At 43.0% G+C, this 18,614-nt stretch carries 12 protein-coding genes; 6 read left to right on the forward strand and 6 right to left on the reverse strand.

Annotation, left to right across the window (positions count from 1 at the left end; genetic code table 11):
- Positions 1–511 precede the first annotated feature (511 nt).
- The 5 genes from Q0590_RS25530 to Q0590_RS25550 all read left to right on the forward strand — a co-directional run bounded on the left by Q0590_RS25530 (position 512) and on the right by Q0590_RS25550 (position 10,278).
- Entirely contained in the window at positions 512–1,111 is a 600-nt protein-coding gene (locus tag Q0590_RS25530; protein ID WP_302040466.1) for an RNA polymerase sigma factor, read from the forward strand.
- 183 nt (positions 1,112–1,294) lie between these two features.
- Positions 1,295–2,314 (forward strand): FecR family protein, encoded by a 1,020-nt coding sequence (locus tag Q0590_RS25535; protein WP_302040467.1) that lies wholly within the window; start codon positions 1,295–1,297, stop codon positions 2,312–2,314.
- A 128-nt stretch (positions 2,315–2,442) separates the two neighbouring features.
- Entirely contained in the window at positions 2,443–5,931 is a 3,489-nt protein-coding gene (locus Q0590_RS25540; RefSeq protein WP_302040468.1) for a SusC/RagA family TonB-linked outer membrane protein, read from the forward strand.
- A 4-nt stretch (positions 5,932–5,935) separates the two neighbouring features.
- Positions 5,936–7,633, forward strand: a complete 1,698-nt coding sequence (locus Q0590_RS25545) for a RagB/SusD family nutrient uptake outer membrane protein (protein WP_302040469.1) — start codon at positions 5,936–5,938, stop codon at positions 7,631–7,633.
- A gap of 140 nt (positions 7,634–7,773) precedes the next feature.
- On the forward strand, positions 7,774–10,278 hold the full coding sequence (locus Q0590_RS25550; RefSeq protein ID WP_302040470.1) for a hypothetical protein: 2,505 nt from the start codon (positions 7,774–7,776) through the stop codon (positions 10,276–10,278).
- Between the two features lie 521 nt (positions 10,279–10,799).
- Here the strand turns inward: Q0590_RS25550 and Q0590_RS25555 are convergent.
- The 3 genes from Q0590_RS25555 to Q0590_RS25565 all read right to left on the reverse strand — a co-directional run bounded on the left by Q0590_RS25555 (position 10,800) and on the right by Q0590_RS25565 (position 14,153).
- Positions 10,800–11,489, reverse strand: a complete 690-nt coding sequence (locus Q0590_RS25555) for a transposase family protein (protein ID WP_302040471.1) — start codon at positions 11,487–11,489, stop codon at positions 10,800–10,802.
- A 277-nt stretch (positions 11,490–11,766) separates the two neighbouring features.
- The gene (locus tag Q0590_RS25560) at positions 11,767–13,320 is read right to left on the reverse strand and encodes a GH39 family glycosyl hydrolase (protein ID WP_302040472.1); all 1,554 of its coding nucleotides are present in this window, start codon (positions 13,318–13,320) and stop codon (positions 11,767–11,769) included.
- Positions 13,321–13,382: 62 nt separating this feature from the next.
- Positions 13,383–14,153: an SDR family oxidoreductase gene (locus Q0590_RS25565; protein ID WP_378410526.1), complete on the reverse strand. Its 771-nt coding sequence runs from the start codon at positions 14,151–14,153 to the stop codon at positions 13,383–13,385.
- Positions 14,154–14,216: 63 nt separating this feature from the next.
- On the opposite strand from Q0590_RS25565, the gene Q0590_RS25570 reads away from it, so the two are divergent.
- Positions 14,217–14,960 carry an IclR family transcriptional regulator gene (locus tag Q0590_RS25570; RefSeq protein ID WP_302040473.1) on the forward strand — a complete coding sequence of 248 codons (744 nt, stop codon included), beginning with the start codon at positions 14,217–14,219 and terminating at the stop codon, positions 14,958–14,960.
- Positions 14,961–15,010: 50 nt separating this feature from the next.
- Here the strand turns inward: Q0590_RS25570 and Q0590_RS25575 are convergent, their stop codons facing one another.
- From Q0590_RS25575 to Q0590_RS25585, 3 genes are read right to left on the reverse strand one after another with little or no spacing between them, the layout of a single operon-like run.
- Entirely contained in the window at positions 15,011–16,030 is a 1,020-nt protein-coding gene (locus tag Q0590_RS25575) for a zinc-dependent alcohol dehydrogenase (protein ID WP_302040474.1), read from the reverse strand.
- Positions 16,027–16,428, reverse strand: a complete 402-nt coding sequence (locus Q0590_RS25580) for a VOC family protein (RefSeq protein ID WP_302040475.1) — start codon at positions 16,426–16,428, stop codon at positions 16,027–16,029. The genes Q0590_RS25575 and Q0590_RS25580 overlap by 4 nt, the downstream gene beginning before the upstream one ends.
- An 18-nt stretch (positions 16,429–16,446) precedes the next feature.
- A complete protein-coding gene (locus tag Q0590_RS25585) occupies positions 16,447–18,597 on the reverse strand; it encodes a heparinase II/III domain-containing protein (protein ID WP_302040476.1) in 2,151 nt (716 codons plus the stop codon).
- Between the last annotated feature and the right edge of the window lie 17 nt (positions 18,598–18,614).

Genomic DNA, 18,614 nt, shown 5'->3' on the forward strand with positions numbered 1-18,614 from the left:
GAAAGTTATTCCCCTCCCTCCTGCTTTTTCCACAAATTAAAACTAGCAAGTTCCTATGTACAAGAAAGGTTTAGCTTAAAACTTTACTTGTCAATGAATGGCCGCAAGAAGTTGTTTCCCTTACTCAATCCTTTTTAGGCACAGTACTCTGATAAATGGTACAAGATTGGGATACAAGTCCTAATGTAAAAATATAACAATACTGTATTTGTATGCGGCTTGTTCATAAAGGGAGGTTTAATTACCTCTCAATCTGTATTCCTATAAGCAGAAGAGATTATCCAAAAGCTACAACTTCCTTTCTTATGGAGATGACATAGTATCATATAATTTCATTATCGCGAGCGTTACTTCAATAAATGGTTCAGTTGTCCATAGGGAACTTATATGAATACAAAATATGATTTTAGTAATATAAATTTATATTCTACTAGTAATCCCAGATATATTACTGTATATTGCAATCTTAAGTAGCCTTCCCCATTACGTAATATATAGCATATGATGTGAGATGAATAAAATGTTCGCTCAGTATACTGACACTCAGCTTTGGCAAGCTTTTACTACAGGTAATAAGGAGGCCTTGTCCTATATCTATCTGCAACATTACAAATACCTGATTAATTATGGAATCCGGCTGTACTCCAAAGAAGAAGTTGTAGAAGATTGCATACACGACATTTTTACTGAATTATGGCAGCGTCGCAAAAGTACTACTCACCTTCTCTCCATCCGTCTATATTTACTCAAAGCTCTGCGTAACAAAATATATAGTTACCTTAAAAAGCAACAGACTTCTTTGGATGTAAATTTATATACAGATAATTATCATTTTACTGTTGAATATTCCTTTGAAGAAAACCTGATCAGAGAATTAGGAGATGAGGAATTAAAACGAAAGCTGGTCTGTGCATTAAATCAATTATCAGCCAGGCAAAAAGAAGCTATTTACTTGCGCTTTTACAACAACCTTGACTATGAACAAATAGCTATGGTCATGGGCATCAGTAACCAATCTATCCGCACACATGTTTATCAGGCCATTAAACTATTACGGGAAAAATTGGCTGTAGAGCTAACTCTTGTAGCTCTTTTACTAAAATTACTATAGTATAGCTTAGCATTGATTTAATACTATTTTGCACACGTCCAATCAATAATGAAATACAACTAGCTTAAAATAGTCATACCCTGCCAATTGTCTCTATAAAAAAATTCAAAAAAAATTTCAAAAACCCTACTACAAAATCTACATCCCGGAGACTTTATAGAAAATCCCTTAGCTTCCTTGCGAATGATGAGTAACTATACCTCCTTTCAAACCGAAGATTTTGTGTTGGATGAATACTTCCGTAGCTGGGTAGCTCATCCTACGGCTGAAAAAAATGCTTTCTGGGAGCATTTTCTTTCGGTCTATCCTCATCAACGCAAATCTGTGGAAGAAGCCCGTGTACTAGTGCAGGCGTTGCAGGTAGATTGGAAACCTGTTTCTGAGCAGCAAGCACGGCAATCTTACCAGACGCTGGAAGAGAAATTATTTAACTCTAAAACTACTCCTCTATGGAATTGGAAGCAGCAAGCTGTATGGTACCGGGTTGCAGCAGCTATTACGTTATTACTAGTAGCATTTGCCTCTTGGCTGATCATCCAATCATTTAATAACACCACCACTTACCAGACCGCTTATGGAGAGATCCGAAAGATTACCCTGCCCGATGGATCGACAGTTACCATAAATGCCAATAGCAAGCTTATTTATACAAAAGAATGGAGTAGCATAGAAAACCGGGAAGTATGGTTGGAAGGGGAAGCTTTCTTTGATGTAAAACATCTTAAAAACCACCAGAAATTTCTGGTCCATACGGCAGATAAGTTTACTGTAGAAGTACTGGGCACTACATTTAATGTGTTCAAACGCGAAAGCGGTACACGGGTAGCCTTACAGTCTGGTAAGGTCAAACTCAATATTGGCAATGACAACAAGCATACTGATGTCATTATGCAACCAGGGGATCTGATAGAAGTAGAATCAGAAAAGGGTACCTACTCGAGAAAAAAGGTAAATCCACAGCTGGCTTCTGCCTGGACTGAGCATAAACTCATCTTTGATAATACGCCATTATCCGAAGTTGTATCTATTCTGGAAGAAACCTATGGGTTGCAGGTAACCATATCTGATCCGGCACTCCTAGAGAAGAAAGTTTTCGGATCTTGTCCAACAGAGGATGTAGATGTACTGCTGGCTGCAATTTCCAAGCCTTTTGGTTTATCGGTAAAACGGAACGGGAAAGAAGTATTTATTTCTAGCCCTTAGTGCTTTCAGGCATCTACATCTAATAGATATGTAAAATTCATCTGATTTATTACTACCTATTCTGAGGCAATTTTATTGTCTCCCAGTAGCTTATTGTATTTATTCTTTACCTCTAACTATACCATACCATGAAAAAAAACCTTTACCTTTCAATGCTAGCCTCATTCCTCTGCTGCATTGCCGGAGCCTCCCCCGGGCAAGACTTATCTTCAGATAAAGGTATTTTGCTGACAGCCACCTTTGCAGAGACAGAACCCCGGCAAACCAAAACGCTAAAAGCAGCTTTAACTGAACTTGAAATCAAGTACAAAGTATCTATTATGGCTAGCCAGGAACTAATAGAGGACAAAACAATCAGTTCTATGCCTTCTGATAAATCCCTGGAAGAGACTCTACGCAACCTGCTCAACGGTACGAAGCTGAAGTATGAAAAAATAAGCAACAATGTATATGTAATTTCTCCTCTTACTCAACAAGAGCAGGGGCATATCCGGGAAATAGAACCCAAACAACCCACCATGTCTGAAAAAGAAAAAAAAGCCCTACCCTTATCGGCCATAGAAAACTTATCGCGCCAACATCTTTCTACCTTACAAAAGAGAGTTATAACGGTCTCCGGCAAGGTTACTTCAGAGACCAATGAAAGCATTCCTGGTGTAAACGTTTTGTTGAAAGGCACCTCTACCGGCACGACGACCAATAGTGATGGTAATTTTGCCATTACAGTTCCAGATGGCAAAGGCACCCTTGTTTTTTCATACATAGGCTACACCACTGAGGAAGTTCCCATTAATGATCAAACGACGATTAATGTACAGCTCAATCCTGATATTAAATCACTAACAGAGGTTGTCGTAGTGGGATACGGCACTCAGGAAAAAAAAGATCTGACCGGCTCAGTTGCCACCATTGACAGCAAAAGTATAGCAGACCGCCAGTCACTTCAACTCTCTGATGCCCTGCAGGGAACAATGGCTGGGGTAACCGTTACCAGAGGTGGTGGGCAACCCGGTGCAGGCTCTACAGTACGCATCAGAGGAGTAACTTCCCTAAATGTAAATGATCCTTTGGTGATTGTAGATGGGGTACCTGGCCTAGGTATTAATGATGTAAATCCCAATGATGTAGAAAGCATTACGGTATTAAAAGACGCTGCTTCACAGGCTATCTATGGTGCAAGAGCCGCTGCAGGGGTTATCCTGGTAACTACTAAGAGAGCCAGCGAAGGAAAACTACAGGTAAGTTACGATTATGAATTTGGGCTCAACTCTCCTACAATGCTTCCTTCCTTTGCCGATGCACAGACCTACCGCATTCTGGCAAACGAACGCTCGAGAAACGATGGAGGCGGAAATATATTCAATACCACCGAAAATGAGAATTATGCCCAGTTACATGCCAACAATCCGGATCTTTATCCGGATACCGACTGGCAGAAGGCTGTATTGAGCAAAAATAACACGCAGCGGCACCGTCATGATGTAGCTCTTTCTGTGGGCAGCGAAAAAGTAAAGACCAGAGCTTCACTTAGCTATGTTTCAGAAGACGGATTGTATGCCAACCGGAACTATGAAAGGTATACCTTCCGGGTAAACATCAATCTGCGCTTAAGCAAGATGCTGGAAGCCAGCATTGATGCCTATTATAAACGAACCAATACCCTGGATCCCAATCAGGATGGGGTGATTGCCCTGGCTAGACGCTATCCCGGCATTTACTCTGCTATCAGAACAGACGGAGAATGGGGAGAAGGCAAAGATGGGGAAAATCCACTGGCTCAGACAATGGAAGGAGGTACTCTGGATCAGATATTCAATCAATACAGTGCAGTTATTGGCCTTGCCTTTACTCCGCTGGAAGGTTTAAGCATCCGGGTAAACTTTTCTCCTACCTATAACTACAATTTATATGACCGGTTTTCTACTCCGGCTCTTATTCCACGTCTAGGAAGCAACTCGCAATTCTGGCCTCAAAACCCAACCACTCTTGAAAAACGGCAAACATCCTTTATTAACCTTACCCGGCAAGCGACTATAAATTATACCAAGAAACTTGGTGAGCACAGCATCGGCGCATTAGCCGGATACGAAGAGATTAGCTCTGATTATGAAGAAGTGAGAACCACCAGCAGAGAGTTGAGTGTGAATTTACGCTCACTTACCTTTGGGGACCCGGCCCTGGCTAACAATTCCCAGTTTGCTTCGCAAAACGCCCTCAGGTCCTATTTTGGAAGAGTTTCCTACGATTATAAAGGTAAATACCTGATCCAGTCTAACCTGCGTGCGGATGCCTCTTCTAGATTTGCACCAGATAAGCGGTGGGGCTTGTTTCCATCGGTTTCTTTGGGTTGGGTAGCTACCAATGAAAATTTCAATTTGCCGGGTTTTATATCTTTCTTGAAACTCAGGGCCTCGTATGGGGAGGTGGGTAATGAGCGCATTGGGGAAGAGAGAACTGGAGGCAGTGAGTTTTTTAACTACTATCCCTATCAAAACTTATTTGAACGGGCCAATGTGGTGTTTTATAACAATGGCAACTTCATCTCAAATCTGGGTATTCGACAGGACTTCCTTGCTGACAGGCTGATTGTGTGGGAAACTACCAAAACGGTGGATGCAGGCCTGGATATTCACCTATTTAATAATCAATTGACCTTTGCTGCCGACTACTATCATAAAAATACACAGGACATAATTCTGACCCTGGATCTGCCTAATTACTTGGGCTATGCCAACGATACCAAGACCAATGTGGGCTCGATGAAAGTAAAAGGTCTGGACCTGGAAGCTGGTTACCGGAATATGATCGGCCAGTTCAGGTATTCGGTGAATGTGAATGCTTCCACTGTTGGCAGTGAAGTAACCAATGTAGGAGGTAGAAAGGATTTTACTACTGAGGGAGGCACCAAAATCAATATTGTAGGAAGTGAATTTAATGAATGGTTCGGCTACCAGACCAATGGAATCTTCCAGACCAAAGAAGAAGCTGATGCGTATGGTACGAATGCCGCCGCTGGTGATATATGGATAGTGGACCAGTTAACGATAGATACCGATGGAGACGGTCTTGCCGATGCAGGTGATAAGATTATTAACGAAGAAGATAGATTACCGCTGGGGGCTTCCCTACCCAAATTTACCTATGGCGGAAATGTATCCATGAGTTTCAAAGGTTTTGACTTATCCCTGGTGTTTAATGGCGTAGGCAAACATACCAGAAGATATGCCGGCTTCCAGGTGCGTCCCTTCGACGAAACATTTGGCAATATATCGGCTAATCTGCTGGGTAGCTACTGGAGTACAGATAACACCCCTGAACAAAACCTTTCGGCCAACTACCCCAGGTTCTCCGGCCGCTCGGAAAGAAACAACTATGCGGTATCCGATTACTGGCTGTTTAATGGCAGTTATTTCCGGATGAAAAATATTACCCTAGGGTATTCTCTTCCACAATCATTAGTGGAGAGAGTCAAATTATCTCAGGTGCGGTTTTATGCTTCATTAAGAGATTATATCACCCTAGAGAAAAATTTTCTTACCGGATGGGACCCAGAAGTGGATGATTCCGGATACCCGATTATGAAATCTGTCCTGTTTGGTGTAAACCTTAAATTTTAAGCGCATGAAAAAGTCAAGCTATACAAAATATATATATGGTGTATTACTACTATGCCTCTATAGTTGTGCAGACCTGGATGTTACTCCGAAAACAGCCATCTCTTCCGGCAATTTCTTTAGCAATGTTAAGGAACTGGAGATAGGACTCAATGGTCTGTATGCCCTGAATTTATGGAAAGTAGACCGCGATTATTGGACAGATGATATGCACCACCGGGGTGGCGGAGGGGTAGATAACGACATTTCCAGGGCCACGCTCAATTCAGAATCAGCGCTTTCAGGCAGCTACTGGAGAGATTTATACGATGGCATTAAGCGGGCCAACACCTTACTGGAAGAAATGCCAAAAGCAAAAGCAAACGTAGAAGAGAGTGTCTATAACCGGATTGAGGGAGAAGCCAGAGCTATCCGGGCGTATTTCTATGGCATATTGTTAACTAAGTTTGGCGATGTACCCCTGATTACCAAATCAGTCAATGTAAGCGATGCCCTGAACCTGGCAAGAACCCCACAGGTGGAAGTATTACAATTTGTGTATAACGAGCTAGATGCAGCCGCACAGGTATTACCCAATGAGAATCAGAACCGGGCGACAAAAGGATTTGCCTTAGGCATGAAAGCCAGAATAGCCCTCTATAATAATGATTTTGCTATAGCACGGGATGCAGCTAAAGCTGTGATAGATTTAGGTATATATCAGCTGGATCCCAACTTCCGCAATCTGTTTCTGAAAGCCGGAGCAGCCAGTAAAGAGATGATTTATTTTGTACCACAATCCTTCACATTTAACGTGACTCTGGATAATACAGCTACCAGAGACTTTTTACCCCGCAATGCCGGAGGTTTCGGAGCTCAATTACCCACCTGGGAGGCTGTACATATTTTCGAAAGTTCGGATGGACTGCCGATTGATGAATCTCCGCTATATAATCCGCTTAGCCCCTTTGATAACAGAGATCCCAGGTTAAAGGAAACCATTGTGGAGTTTGGCACCGACTGGTTAGGCTACATTTATCAACCTCACCCGGATTCTATCAGAACATTAAACACTCTGAGCCGAACCCTAGTGAATAACAATGACTCTAGAACAGTAGCTAATTTTGCTTCATTTACCGGATTTCTATGGAAAAAAGGCATAGATCAAACCTGGGCAGATACCCGCCTCGCTGATCCCAATATCATTATTCTCCGCTATGCCGACGTACTATTGATGTATGCAGAAGCCTTAATCGAGTTAAACGAAAATTTAGAGGCAGCTCAGAACGCTATCAATCAGGTAAGAGCCAGAGCCTATGGCACCACAGTAGCCAATACTGTAGCTTATCCGGCGGTTACCGAATTAGCACAGGCAGAGCTGCGAACCAGGCTCAGAAGAGAGCGCCGGGTGGAACTTATGCTGGAAGGCTTGCGCTACCAGGACCTGATCCGATGGCGGATTGCCAAAAAAGCTACTGACAGAAAACTCCTTGGCCTACCTAATCCAACAGACCAGATCCGGAGCCAGTGGCCTTTCAATAATATGATTCTACCAGACATAGATCCGGATGGAGTAGTTATTTTTAATTCAGATGCCTTGATTACCAATAAGTATGCCCGTTTGCTGCAAGATTATGACTTTGATGAATCCCGGATGTACTTCTGGCCTATCCCGGCAGCAGATAGGTTATTGAATGCTGGCTTAACTCAGAATCCAGGCTATTGAGGGAAGTTGTATAGATGTGAAAGATAATGGAGACTTTTTAGAAGTAAATTTCTACACCGGCTCATGACACGTCCTTTGCAACACTTCAACCAGCTTACTTTTTATATATCTAAAATTCTATTTAAAACCATTTTATACAAATGCTGAAAAATCGGTTTACCCCCTGGATATTATCCATAGTAGTAGCTATTATTTCCTGTAAAACGGACAAACCTAAAGAAGCGGCAAAAAAATCTCCGGAAACTCCTTTTCTGATCAGCGGTGTTTATCCACATCTGGCATATTACAATAAGGAAGGTGAATGTGGTACAGGAGCTGTTGTTCCTTGGGCTGACCGCTTGTGGGTAGTCTCCTACGGTCCACACCTGCCTTACGGATCATCCGATAAGTTGTATGAAATTACCCCAGACCTTCAGCAGATTGTAAGGCCGGAAAGCACTGGTGGTACACCCGCCAACCGGATGATCCATAAAGAAAGCAATCAGCTGTTCATAGGCCCTTATGCCATAGATGATCAGCGGAATGTACGCGTAATTTCTTATAAAGAAGCGCCTGGCCGATATACCGGACTTGCCCGCCATTTAACCGATCCTGCTAGTAAGCTCTATGTGGCCACGATGGAAGAGGGATTTTATGAAGTAGATGCCAAAACTTTGCAGACCACCATGCTCTACCAGGATGCCAATGTAAAACAACCCAAAGAAGACGATATTTCTACCAACCAACATGGGTCTTTGTTACCAGGGGCGCATGGCAAAGGTGTTTATTCTGGACAAGGTGTGATGGTGTATTCCAATAACGGAGAAGCATCCCAAGCAGCACTCAAACAATTTGACATCGAAGCTGGCGCCTTAGCCGAATGGAATGGGAAAGACTGGAAACTCGTGCGGCGCAACCAGTTTGTAGAAGTTACCGGGCCAGGCGGAATTTACGGAAATCCTAATCCGGAATCAGATCCGATATGGGCTACTGGCTGGGATCATAAGTCTGTGCTGCTTGGTGTACGAGATACTGGCAAATGGACCTTTTTCCGTTTACCTAAGGCAAGTCACAGTTACGATGGAGCTCACGGCTGGAATACCGAATGGCCCCGCATCCGAGATATAGGCACCCCCGGAAAACCAGACTATCTAATGACCATGCACGGTATGTTCTGGAAGTTTCCAGGGAATTTCTCTTCTGCGAATGCATCTGGTATCCGCCCCCGTTCGTCTTACCTGAAAGTGATTGGAGATTTTACCCGCTGGAACGATGGACTGGTGTTTGGCTGTGATGATTCAGCTCAGAAAGAATTCTTGAATAAAAGAAAAGTAAAAGGCAATATAGAAGGCCCTGGCGAGTCGAACTCTAATTTATGGTTTACGACTGTTGATTTGCTAGATCAACTAGGGCCAACAACAGCCTCAGGTGCTGTATGGCTTAAGGAGTCTGTAAAAGGAGGCGTAGCCTCTGAACCTTTCCTGTTTTCCGGATGGCCTAATCGTACGGCTTGGGTCAGCAATCAAGGAAAACAAGCCGTAACGTTTACATTTGAAGTAGATAAAGAAGGTAAAGGTACCTTTACAACTTTACGTTCAGTAAAAGTAGAACCCTATACTGCTTTGCAAGTAGAGTTTAGTGAAAAAGATCAAGGGGAATGGATTCGTGCTATACCAGATATAACTACCGTAGCTACCCTGCATTTCTCCTATTCAGATACCGATACCCGCAAATCGGCATCAGATCAAATATTTACTGGATTGGCTGATGTGAGCAGTACGCAGGCAATAGGAGGCTTATTGTATGGCCTAGGCGATAACAGGCGGGCGCTGGGGATAGCAACTACTCTATTTGATGGCAACAATCAAACAGTTACTAGTAGCTATTATGAACTAAGTGCAGCTATGAAACTAGAACCCAAAGAAGATGCGAAAACACTGGAATTTATTAATCAGAAATTTGCCATTCCTCAGCAAGCAGTTACCATAGATTCCTCTTCTGTGCTTGTAATAGATGACTTAGGGAGAAGATGGCGGCTTCCAATGGGGAATGAAGCGTTTACCAACTTGACAAATAAAGCCAGCCTTCGCATAGCCAGAGAAGTTGCTACGGAAAGAGATTTATTCAATTGTATGGGTACCTTTTATGAACTGCCTGCTGAAAATGCCGATGGCTTTGCCAAAATCCGCCCTGTCTCTTCCCACAGCTTCCGCATCCATGACTATGCCAGCTACCGGGGTTTGCTTGTAATGACTGGTATAGATCCGCAAGCCGGCAAAGATAACCCGCATATTATAGTTTCGCAAGATGGTAAAGCTGCTCTATGGGCAGGAGTCATTGATGATCTATGGAAAATGGGCAAACCCACCGGCAAAGGCGGTCCTTGGAAAAATACTCAAGTGAAAGCAAACACCCCTTCAGACCCATATTTGATCGGATTTTATGATAAGCGGAAATTATCGCTTTCACATGATCTGAAACAGTCTGTCACGTTCCATATTGAAGTAGAACCTATTGGTCATGGGCCCTGGATGTCCTATAAAAAAGTAACGGTAGAGGCCGGTCAAACATATGAGTATAGTTTTCCGGACAGTTTTCAGGCCCGTTGGATTCGATTCAGTACAGACAAAGCTACAACTGCTACTGCATGGCTAACCTATGAATAAATAGAATAATCTTCTCTGGTCATATATTTAACATACATGAACTGGGAAGATTCCTGATCAGTAGTAATTTGAGACTATATTCGGCCCAAATGGTCTGACTGATTTTCAAGAAAAATTAAATTCATAGAAATATTTCTATGAATTTAATTTTTCCCAGAGTGTAATAACCTTTTCACCGCTTTTTTAGAGGTAGGCTTTAACTTGATTAGTAGGAAAAATAATTATAAATATGCTTTTTCTCTCTAATCAATTGGCTTTATTCTAGATGTTTTTAGTAGGAGTTTTGTCAGCTTCTTTTGATAGATTATAGATAATATGCGTACATAAAACAAAACGTTGGGTAAATAAGCTTATTTGGTATAGATTTATTTTATTTTGTTCAATTTTTGCCTACCCTGCATATATCACTACCCTTTGGTTTACCTGATAGGAATACGACATACATCAAAGGGAACAAGGATGTTTAAGACAAATAATTTTCACTTATTATGGGTTCTGCTATGGCTATACATTGAAGCTGTTTAGGATTTAGATTTTTGGTTGATTTTACGTAGAAAACGAATTGAGAAAGCTAACAGTAATAGGGCCACCCAGGTAGTAGCTTTCTTTTCAAACCTGACAAGTAAAGCTTTGAAGCTATCCATCCAGGCATTGGCATGTTCAATAACGGTTCTGCATTTATATAACTCTTCATCAAAGTATACATACTCCTGTGTTTGAGGGACACCATTTCTGGAATTGAGGGCTATGTTAGCTTCAATGTGTTTTTCTTTACATAGCTTTAATTGTTGTGAATCAAAGCCTGCATCCGCATTTAAAAACAGGCCTTTCAAATTAATGCCTGCCTGAGTGAGAATTCCACATAGTTCTTCAAATAAAGTTTGTATATCAAACAAGTCATGATGGTTGCCTTCTTGTGGGCTAGCACAAGCTAACATGTTTCCTTGATTATCAGCTAAAAACAAACTGTTAGTAGTTTTTGTCTTTTTTCTTGCCTGATAGCCCACTGCCTCTCCGCCCTGTTTACAAGGTGTATGACTCCCATCCAACTGCATAGATGACAAATCTAATTTATCCTTATGAGCAGACAGGATAGCAATCCATACTTTGCTCCACGAACCATCTTTGACCCACTCTCTGAAATGATAATAAGTCCCTTGCCAGCTTAAGCTTTCTGTAGTAAAAAATGCTGTAAGGGCAGCATTCTCCATTGGCAACCTGTTTTTAACCGGTATAAAATTAATTCTACTACTTCTCTGAGCAATTCTTTGCTACATGCTTTGCCTCTTTCTCCTACGGAAAGATTTGTTAATATGTATTTGTCTATACTATCTTTATCTAAGATTTCCATTGGGTGTGTTTTTTATGCGTTGCAACACAAAATTCACTCTTCTTTGGAAATCTTTTTCTTTATCCTAAACAGCTTCATTGAGTAATTTAATTATTTACGGGTTCAGAACAACTTATCCTCCCGGTAGACAATTTTTTTCAGCGAATGGATAGCAGGCTCTTATCAGCAATCAGAACCGGAGCATCGTATACGGGAATATTTTTAAAAGTATACTTGCTCCCATCCTTGCTCCACTGGTTTGCCGGAATTTCATATACCCCACCTGTCAGTATATCTACATACACTGGCTGGTCGAAGTTGCCATTAATGAACGTAAAGCTAATATCCCGTGTCTGGTTAGAATCCGTAGGAATATATTCATCTACCCAGATGGAGAACAATTGTTTGCCAGTTGTCTGATGTGAATATCCGTATACGGCTAGGCTGCGGTCAGTGCTTTTGTTATATTTTACTTCACCTTTAGCAGCTACAGCATTCGGATTATACGTAGGATGCACCTGCTTAATCCGCCGGAGTGAATGGTCAAAAACGGAGGTAACATGCTGCATGGCGTAGTAAGCCATTTTAGGCCGGATGGCCCGTTTGGTGGAATCTGATTCAATAATTCCTTTTACATTCAACTTACTAATCGGGCTATTAACAGCAGGATAATTTATATCAATAATTCCCAGAATACTGCATTCAATATCATGCCCTAGGTTAGCGAGCATACGTCTGGTATTCCATTTGGCCTGTGTCAGTTCGCTCCATGCATAATCTCCCAGGGCACCCCGGCCAAAGCCACCAGTAGAGGGGCAACCATTTTCTCCTTGCCGCAACTTGACGTCAGGTGCATAAGTATCCAGTACCCTTCTTAATTCTGCTACATGGCCATTATTTGCATCCGGATTATACACATAATCATGGTAGGTCATGTTATCAAACAAAGACATTTTGCCTTTATCATGCAGAATTTTAAAAAATGCGTCTGCATACTGGAGGTCAATGTGGCCCATAGACAACCCGGAGATTTTCGCATCTGGCTGAATCCGTTTAATAATTTGGGCAGTGCGTATATTTAAATCAGCCACCATTTCTGGCGTATTAATGGTATTATCCCCAAAATTGGGCTCATTCCATACTTCCCAATCTTTCACTTTATCTTTATACCTTTTTACCAGAGCTTCCACCCATTTATCCCAGGCAGCCAGCGCCTCCGGTGACTGGGGAACACCTGCACTCAGGTTTACGCCACCCCCATTCGGGTAGATAGTATTGCCGTACGATGTTTCCAGCCAGGGTTGAAAGCTTCTTTTGACCGCATCGTCAATGATTTTATCCAGCCAGGCCCACTCATATTTTCCTTTAACCTTTTCGGTTTTAGCCCATCCGGCCTGCATCCGAAGCCGCTTAATACCCAGAGGAGCAATATATTCCTTATACTGTTCATAATCGGCCATATCGCGGTCAAGCGTTTCGCAGCCCAGAATCCAGTTAGAAGATTTTATTTCATGGGTAGTGCGGGGTTTTATAGACCCAATTCTTTTAAAAGGAATGTTGAAATCAGTTTTTACCCGGTTGGCCGAAGTATCGATGCGCTGGGCATATACAAAAGAAGGAGATATAGCCCAGCAAAAAATACTTAACAAGCAAATCAATAGTAGCTTTCGGATGTCGGGAAACGATTGAAAAAAAATGATTTTATTCTTCATGTACTAGTTTTGTCTGGCTATAAGGTAAAATGATAGATTCGGTTAATGTATGGATATTTAATTTATCTTCCCATCCATCCGCCATCTACGGTAAGAATGGTTCCATGCACATAATCAGAGGCGGCTGAGGCTAAAAAGAGGATAGCTCCTTTAAAATCATCCGGCTCGCCCCAACGGCCTGCTGGTATGCGGCTCAGGATAGAGGCGCTTCTTTCCTGGTCGTTGCGGAGAGCTTCGGTATTGTCTGTACTGATGTAGCCTGGGGCAATCGCATTTACATTCACTCCTTTTCCGGCCCATTCGTTGGCGAGGGCTTTGGTCAGAGAGCCTATTGCGCCTTTACTGGCTGCATAGCCAGGTACATTAATTCCACCCTGAAAAGTAAGCAGGGAGGCAGTAAAGATGATTTTTCCTTTACCTCTACTAACCATATCTTTTCCGATTTCCCGGCTTAAAATAAACTGTGCATGGGTGTTTATTTCCATTACAGTATCCCAATAGGTATCTGGGTGTTCGGCAGCAGGTTTGCGAAGAATGGTACCTGCATTGTTTACCAGAATATCAATTACGGGGTTTTCCTTTTTTACCTTTTCTATAAATTCATACAGACCTTGGCGTTGGGCAAAATCGGCCTGATAGGCTTTGAAAGAACGGCCAAGTGCCCTAATATCTTTTTCTACTTCACTTCCTGACATTTCAAGTGAAGCAGAAACGCCTATAATATCTGCGCCTGCTTCTGCCAGGGCAATAGCCATCGCTTTTCCAATTCCCCGTTTACAGCCGGTGACCAGGGCTGTTTTGCCTGTTAAATCAAATAAGTTAACTATTGACATAGGTTGTTCAATAATGTTGAATTAAAAAATAATTATATTGCCGTATCTTTTTTATCCTTTTACATGATTCAAGTTATCAACCGGGCACTGGAAATTTTAGAATATGTATCCAAACAGGGCGGTGAACCTGCTTCCTTAAGTGAAATTGCAGAGGCTGCCGGTATTCATCAGACCACGTGTGCCAATATCATAAAAACACTAACCGACAAAAATTATCTGGAGCACCTAGGGCGTAAAAAGGGTTACCGCCTGGGTGCAAGTGCCTATCATCTGACAGGTAATCTGGCCTACAATCAGAACCTGATACTGGCTGCTAAACCCATCATGGAAGCATTGACAGCCAAACTCAATGAAACCAGCTTGCTTGGTATTCTACGGAACAACAAGCGTTTTCTGGTGCATGTAGTCACTAGTGACCAGGATCTGCAGGTTCGGACCCGTTCTGAATCTGATATCTACCCAACTGCTTCCGGCAGAATGCTGATGGCTTCCCTTCCTGCCAAAGAACTGGATAATCTGATACAAATTTTAGGATTACCTCAACCGCACATCTGGCCGGATATTCACTCCAAAGAAGACCTGCTGGCGGCTTTACAGGATATCCGCAAAAAAGAGATTGCTGTAACGCTTTCAACTAAACACATTGTGGGTTTAGCAGTACCCATACGTAAAAATGCCCAGGTTATTGCTTCATTAAGCATTTTTTTACCGGAAAGCCGCTTTACCTCCACCCACAAAGAATCCATTCTCCAAGAGTTACGCAGTGCTGCCCAACAAATTAATGAACGGCTACAGATGGAAAGCTAGTGCCACTTTTTTACACCCCCCAACCACCTAAAGAGGGCTAATGGTAATGACTAGCTTTTCTGGCAGTCTAACAGGTATTTCATTCCAGCCGGATTCTGATCTATGGTTTCAAACACTTGTTGAATATCTTTCAGGGGCGAAACCTGGGTAATCAATTTATCTAGGGGCAAAACCCCGGAAGCAGCTAAACGAATGGCTTCCTCAAAATCCTGGGGTTCGTACACACGGGCACCAATTAATTTGAGTTCCCGCCAGAAGAAGCGGAATAAATCTACTGCTTTGGGCTCGCTATGTATAGCCACCATCACAATCCTGCCACGGGCTCTGGGTAATTGGGTCATCACTTGAACGCCAGCCTGTACACCAGAGACTTCAAATACTACATCGGCCATAGCGCTTTTGGTAAAACTTTCTACTTCTTTTACAACATCGGTTTCCATAGGATTTACCACTTGTAGCCCGAGAGACTGGCACAATTCCAGGCGTTTTGCATTGGGTTCAGAAATCAGCACAAGAGCACCTTTGAATTGGGCTACCAGGGCAATTAACAATCCAATAGGGCCACCACCAATTACTACCACATATTCGCCTTTTTGCAATTCACCCATTCGAACATCATGGCAAGCCACTGCCAAAGGTTCAATCAACGCACCTATATGTAAGGGCAAAGCTTCGGGAAGCAGGTGCAGGGTATGTGCCGGAACATTCCAATAGGATTGCATCCCTCCAACTGAATCTATACCGATGAATTTGAGGTTTTTACCAATATGGGTATTCCCATTATCTGACGGATCTGCTTCTCCTGGCTGCAATGGCCGGACGGCTACTTTTTGTCCTGCTTTCACACTGGTTACATCTGGGGCTATTTCCACCACCTCACCGGAAACCTCATGACCGATTACCTGCGGTAGTTGCACCCGCTTGTCCATTTTGCCATGGTAAATGTGTACGTCTGTTCCGCATACACCACAATAGGCCACTTTCAGACGAACCATTCCAGGTAACAAGGGTTCCTGTGTTCCTTCTTCAATCGTAAATGTGCGGTTTCCCTGATAATAAGCTGCTTTCATGATTCGTTGAATTGACGTTCTAAAATTTGTAACATATTGCCTTCCGGATCAAACAGGTTGCGGACCTTACCTCCGCCAATAGCATTGATTACTTCGCCGCCCCATGTTACTGCTTTGCTATCCAGATAGATAATAGCTTTTTCTATATTTTCTACCCGTAGGGCTACATGAGACCATCCGGGTGTCCAGGTAGTGCGGGTTGGCCTGAGGGTTTCATCTTTAGGCATAATTTCCAGAAGGGTGTTGTCGGGAGCTTTGAGAAGCCAGACAGGTTTGTCGTGCCTGAAATATTTTTTGTAGCCCAATACCTCACAATACCAGTCGGCCAGTTTGTCTACATTGGTAGCAGCTACTGCCGGATGGTCTACTCCACTTATTTTGAAAGGTGAATCTGTCATTAGATGGGTTGTAAATAATTAAGAAATGAACGTAAACTCTTTTTCTACTTCCTGTAATTGCCACTTCTTTTGATGCCTATTTATTATTTCTATCTGCAAAGCAGATCCATTACCTATTTCTATTTGCCAGGTTTCGTTTCCATTTGATAATTGACATGTAGTGGACTGGCTAGAAAATGCCCATTTATTTATCGCTCCATAGGCATCAAAAGCAAAGGCATGTATCATAATCCTGGAGGTATCCGGTTGCTTTTCTGTAAAACGGTAAAGCAATCCGCTACCCGGTTTTCCCTCTCCTACTTGATTGGGTTCGGGATGATAGGCATCATGTACATAGCCATATACCGGACCGCTCATTTTAGCATCGCCTCCATGAAAAATCTTTAATCCAGCAGAACCCCGGTATAGGGCAATCTGATTAGGCTGAGGAGTGAATACCTGTGTTTCTCCATCCCGGTTATTGAGTAGCCAGTTCCAGATAGTGGTTACTGGCTGGGAAGATTTTATCCGGTCTATGACAAAAAGTACATGGCTGCCGGCTTGTATCCAGAACCTGGAAAATTCTTTGATTGGCTTGCCATACAACCCTGCCGCTTCTGCCCCTACCACCGATACTTCACCAGAATGGGCAATGAGTAATTGCTTATTTCCGCGGCTTACCGGAGCCCCCGCCTTGCCATTGCTTATCTTTCTTCTGCCTGCCAGGCTTTGCTGCTCTAAGAGTTTAATTTTCGCTAAATCTTCCTGTAAGCCTAAGCCTTCCTGTTCAACCAGGAATGTGCAGGTATTATGGGTCTGGGTAGCACTCTCCAGGCCATGAATCAGATTACGGTAGCAGCTATGTCCAGGGTCTACCAGTAGCCTTTCTTTGTTATGTGCCAGAATAAAACTATTCAAATCTCCATGTAAATGCCCAGGACCATATAAAGCTTTGCTTCCCCCCTGAATAGCTACTATTGTTTTCCCGTTCCAACTGTCCCGGATAAATGCATGGCCATTACTGAATATGACTGTTTTAGGCAAGTTTGCTTCTTCGGGTGAAATAGATTTAGGGCTTTGTAGCAATAATGGTAAGGTGAGAAATCCCCAGTCATTGTGGAATCCGAAGGTAGCCAGATGATTGGGTTTCTGGGTGGGAACAGGTGCATAATAGGTATCAAACAGCCACTGGGCTAATCCGGCTTCTTGGGGCATAGCTTCTTTGCAACGTGCTGCTATATGCAATAATAAATCTCCCGATGGACGGAATAGGGCAGCACTGTCATTAAAGTTAGCAGCCCGGGCGCGTGGTTGTTCTCCCCAGCCAGTCATCGGTTTGCTATACAACATGCTGCTGGCCACCCAAGGCATACCTTTGGCATAAGCTGCAATAGAAAGTTGTGAAGCGATATCGGGGTACTTCCGGCAGGTTGCTTCATAAGCCATCATCAGGGCAAAGGCCAAATAATTGCCATACTGCAACGATTCTGCATACGAACCATCTGGCTGAAAAGCATCCGCACACAGAATGGCTTCTGCTAGATATTCTTCCAGAATATCTCTCCTTTCAATAGCTGCCGCAGCTACCAGTATGCCGGAAGTCATAATCCCCCGCCAGTTGGCCAGATGGGTGTTCTGCTGTAGCCAACGCTGACAAAGCACAATACCTTTTTGGTGTAAGGCAATAGCAATTTCTTCCTGCTCTGCCGCTGTAAATACTTCTCTGGCTAAATCATATACGGCCGCTACAGCCCAGCACAAATGGGCTGTTTCCAGATGCCCGGTATAGGGCTGGCTATGATCCCGGAACCAGGGACCTACCCAGTCAGCCTCTGGCCTCCGTACAATTCCCAGAGTAACTTCCCGTAACCAGCACCCTAGCTTTTCCTCTGGTGCCAGGGCATACACCATGGCTGCATCTGACAGGTATTCGGCTGCCGGATACCACCACTGAGTATCGCCATGCAAACCAAGCAAACCAGGATTAGCTACTCTTGTGGCCACTCTGTTCTGTAAAGCCACCCAGAAGCGGCTTACTAATACATGGTTTTGCATGATGGCTTCCTGGACTTGCTTTTTTTCGCCTTCTGTCATAAAAATACAGCTGGAGGAAATATTCTCAGCCAAAGCCTCTTTTCTATTAGCTAAGGATGATACAGGAAGATTGGCGGTTATGTTTTCTTCTTTCACAATACTATAGTTATAAC

It is taken from the genome of Rhodocytophaga aerolata (assembly GCF_030503435.1).
In the GTDB taxonomy this organism is placed as follows: domain Bacteria; phylum Bacteroidota; class Bacteroidia; order Cytophagales; family 172606-1; genus Rhodocytophaga; species Rhodocytophaga aerolata.

What these genes read in the sequence shown, in the direction of transcription:
- Q0590_RS25530 (WP_302040466.1), top strand. Translation starts at nt 512, where the DNA reads ATGAATAAAATGTTCGCTCAGTATACTGACACTCAGCTTTGGCAAGCT.
- Q0590_RS25535 (WP_302040467.1), top strand. Translation starts at nt 1,295, where the DNA reads ATGATGAGTAACTATACCTCCTTTCAAACCGAAGATTTTGTGTTGGAT.
- Q0590_RS25540 (WP_302040468.1), top strand. Translation starts at nt 2,443, where the DNA reads ATGAAAAAAAACCTTTACCTTTCAATGCTAGCCTCATTCCTCTGCTGC.
- Q0590_RS25545 (WP_302040469.1), top strand. Translation starts at nt 5,936, where the DNA reads ATGAAAAAGTCAAGCTATACAAAATATATATATGGTGTATTACTACTA.
- Q0590_RS25550 (WP_302040470.1), top strand. Translation starts at nt 7,774, where the DNA reads ATGCTGAAAAATCGGTTTACCCCCTGGATATTATCCATAGTAGTAGCT.
- Q0590_RS25555 (WP_302040471.1), bottom strand. Translation starts at nt 11,489, where the DNA reads ATGGAGAATGCTGCCCTTACAGCATTTTTTACTACAGAAAGCTTAAGC.
- Q0590_RS25560 (WP_302040472.1), bottom strand. Translation starts at nt 13,320, where the DNA reads ATGAAGAATAAAATCATTTTTTTTCAATCGTTTCCCGACATCCGAAAG.
- Q0590_RS25565 (WP_378410526.1), bottom strand. Translation starts at nt 14,153, where the DNA reads ATGTCAATAGTTAACTTATTTGATTTAACAGGCAAAACAGCCCTGGTC.
- Q0590_RS25570 (WP_302040473.1), top strand. Translation starts at nt 14,217, where the DNA reads ATGATTCAAGTTATCAACCGGGCACTGGAAATTTTAGAATATGTATCC.
- Q0590_RS25575 (WP_302040474.1), bottom strand. Translation starts at nt 16,030, where the DNA reads ATGAAAGCAGCTTATTATCAGGGAAACCGCACATTTACGATTGAAGAA.
- Q0590_RS25580 (WP_302040475.1), bottom strand. Translation starts at nt 16,428, where the DNA reads ATGACAGATTCACCTTTCAAAATAAGTGGAGTAGACCATCCGGCAGTA.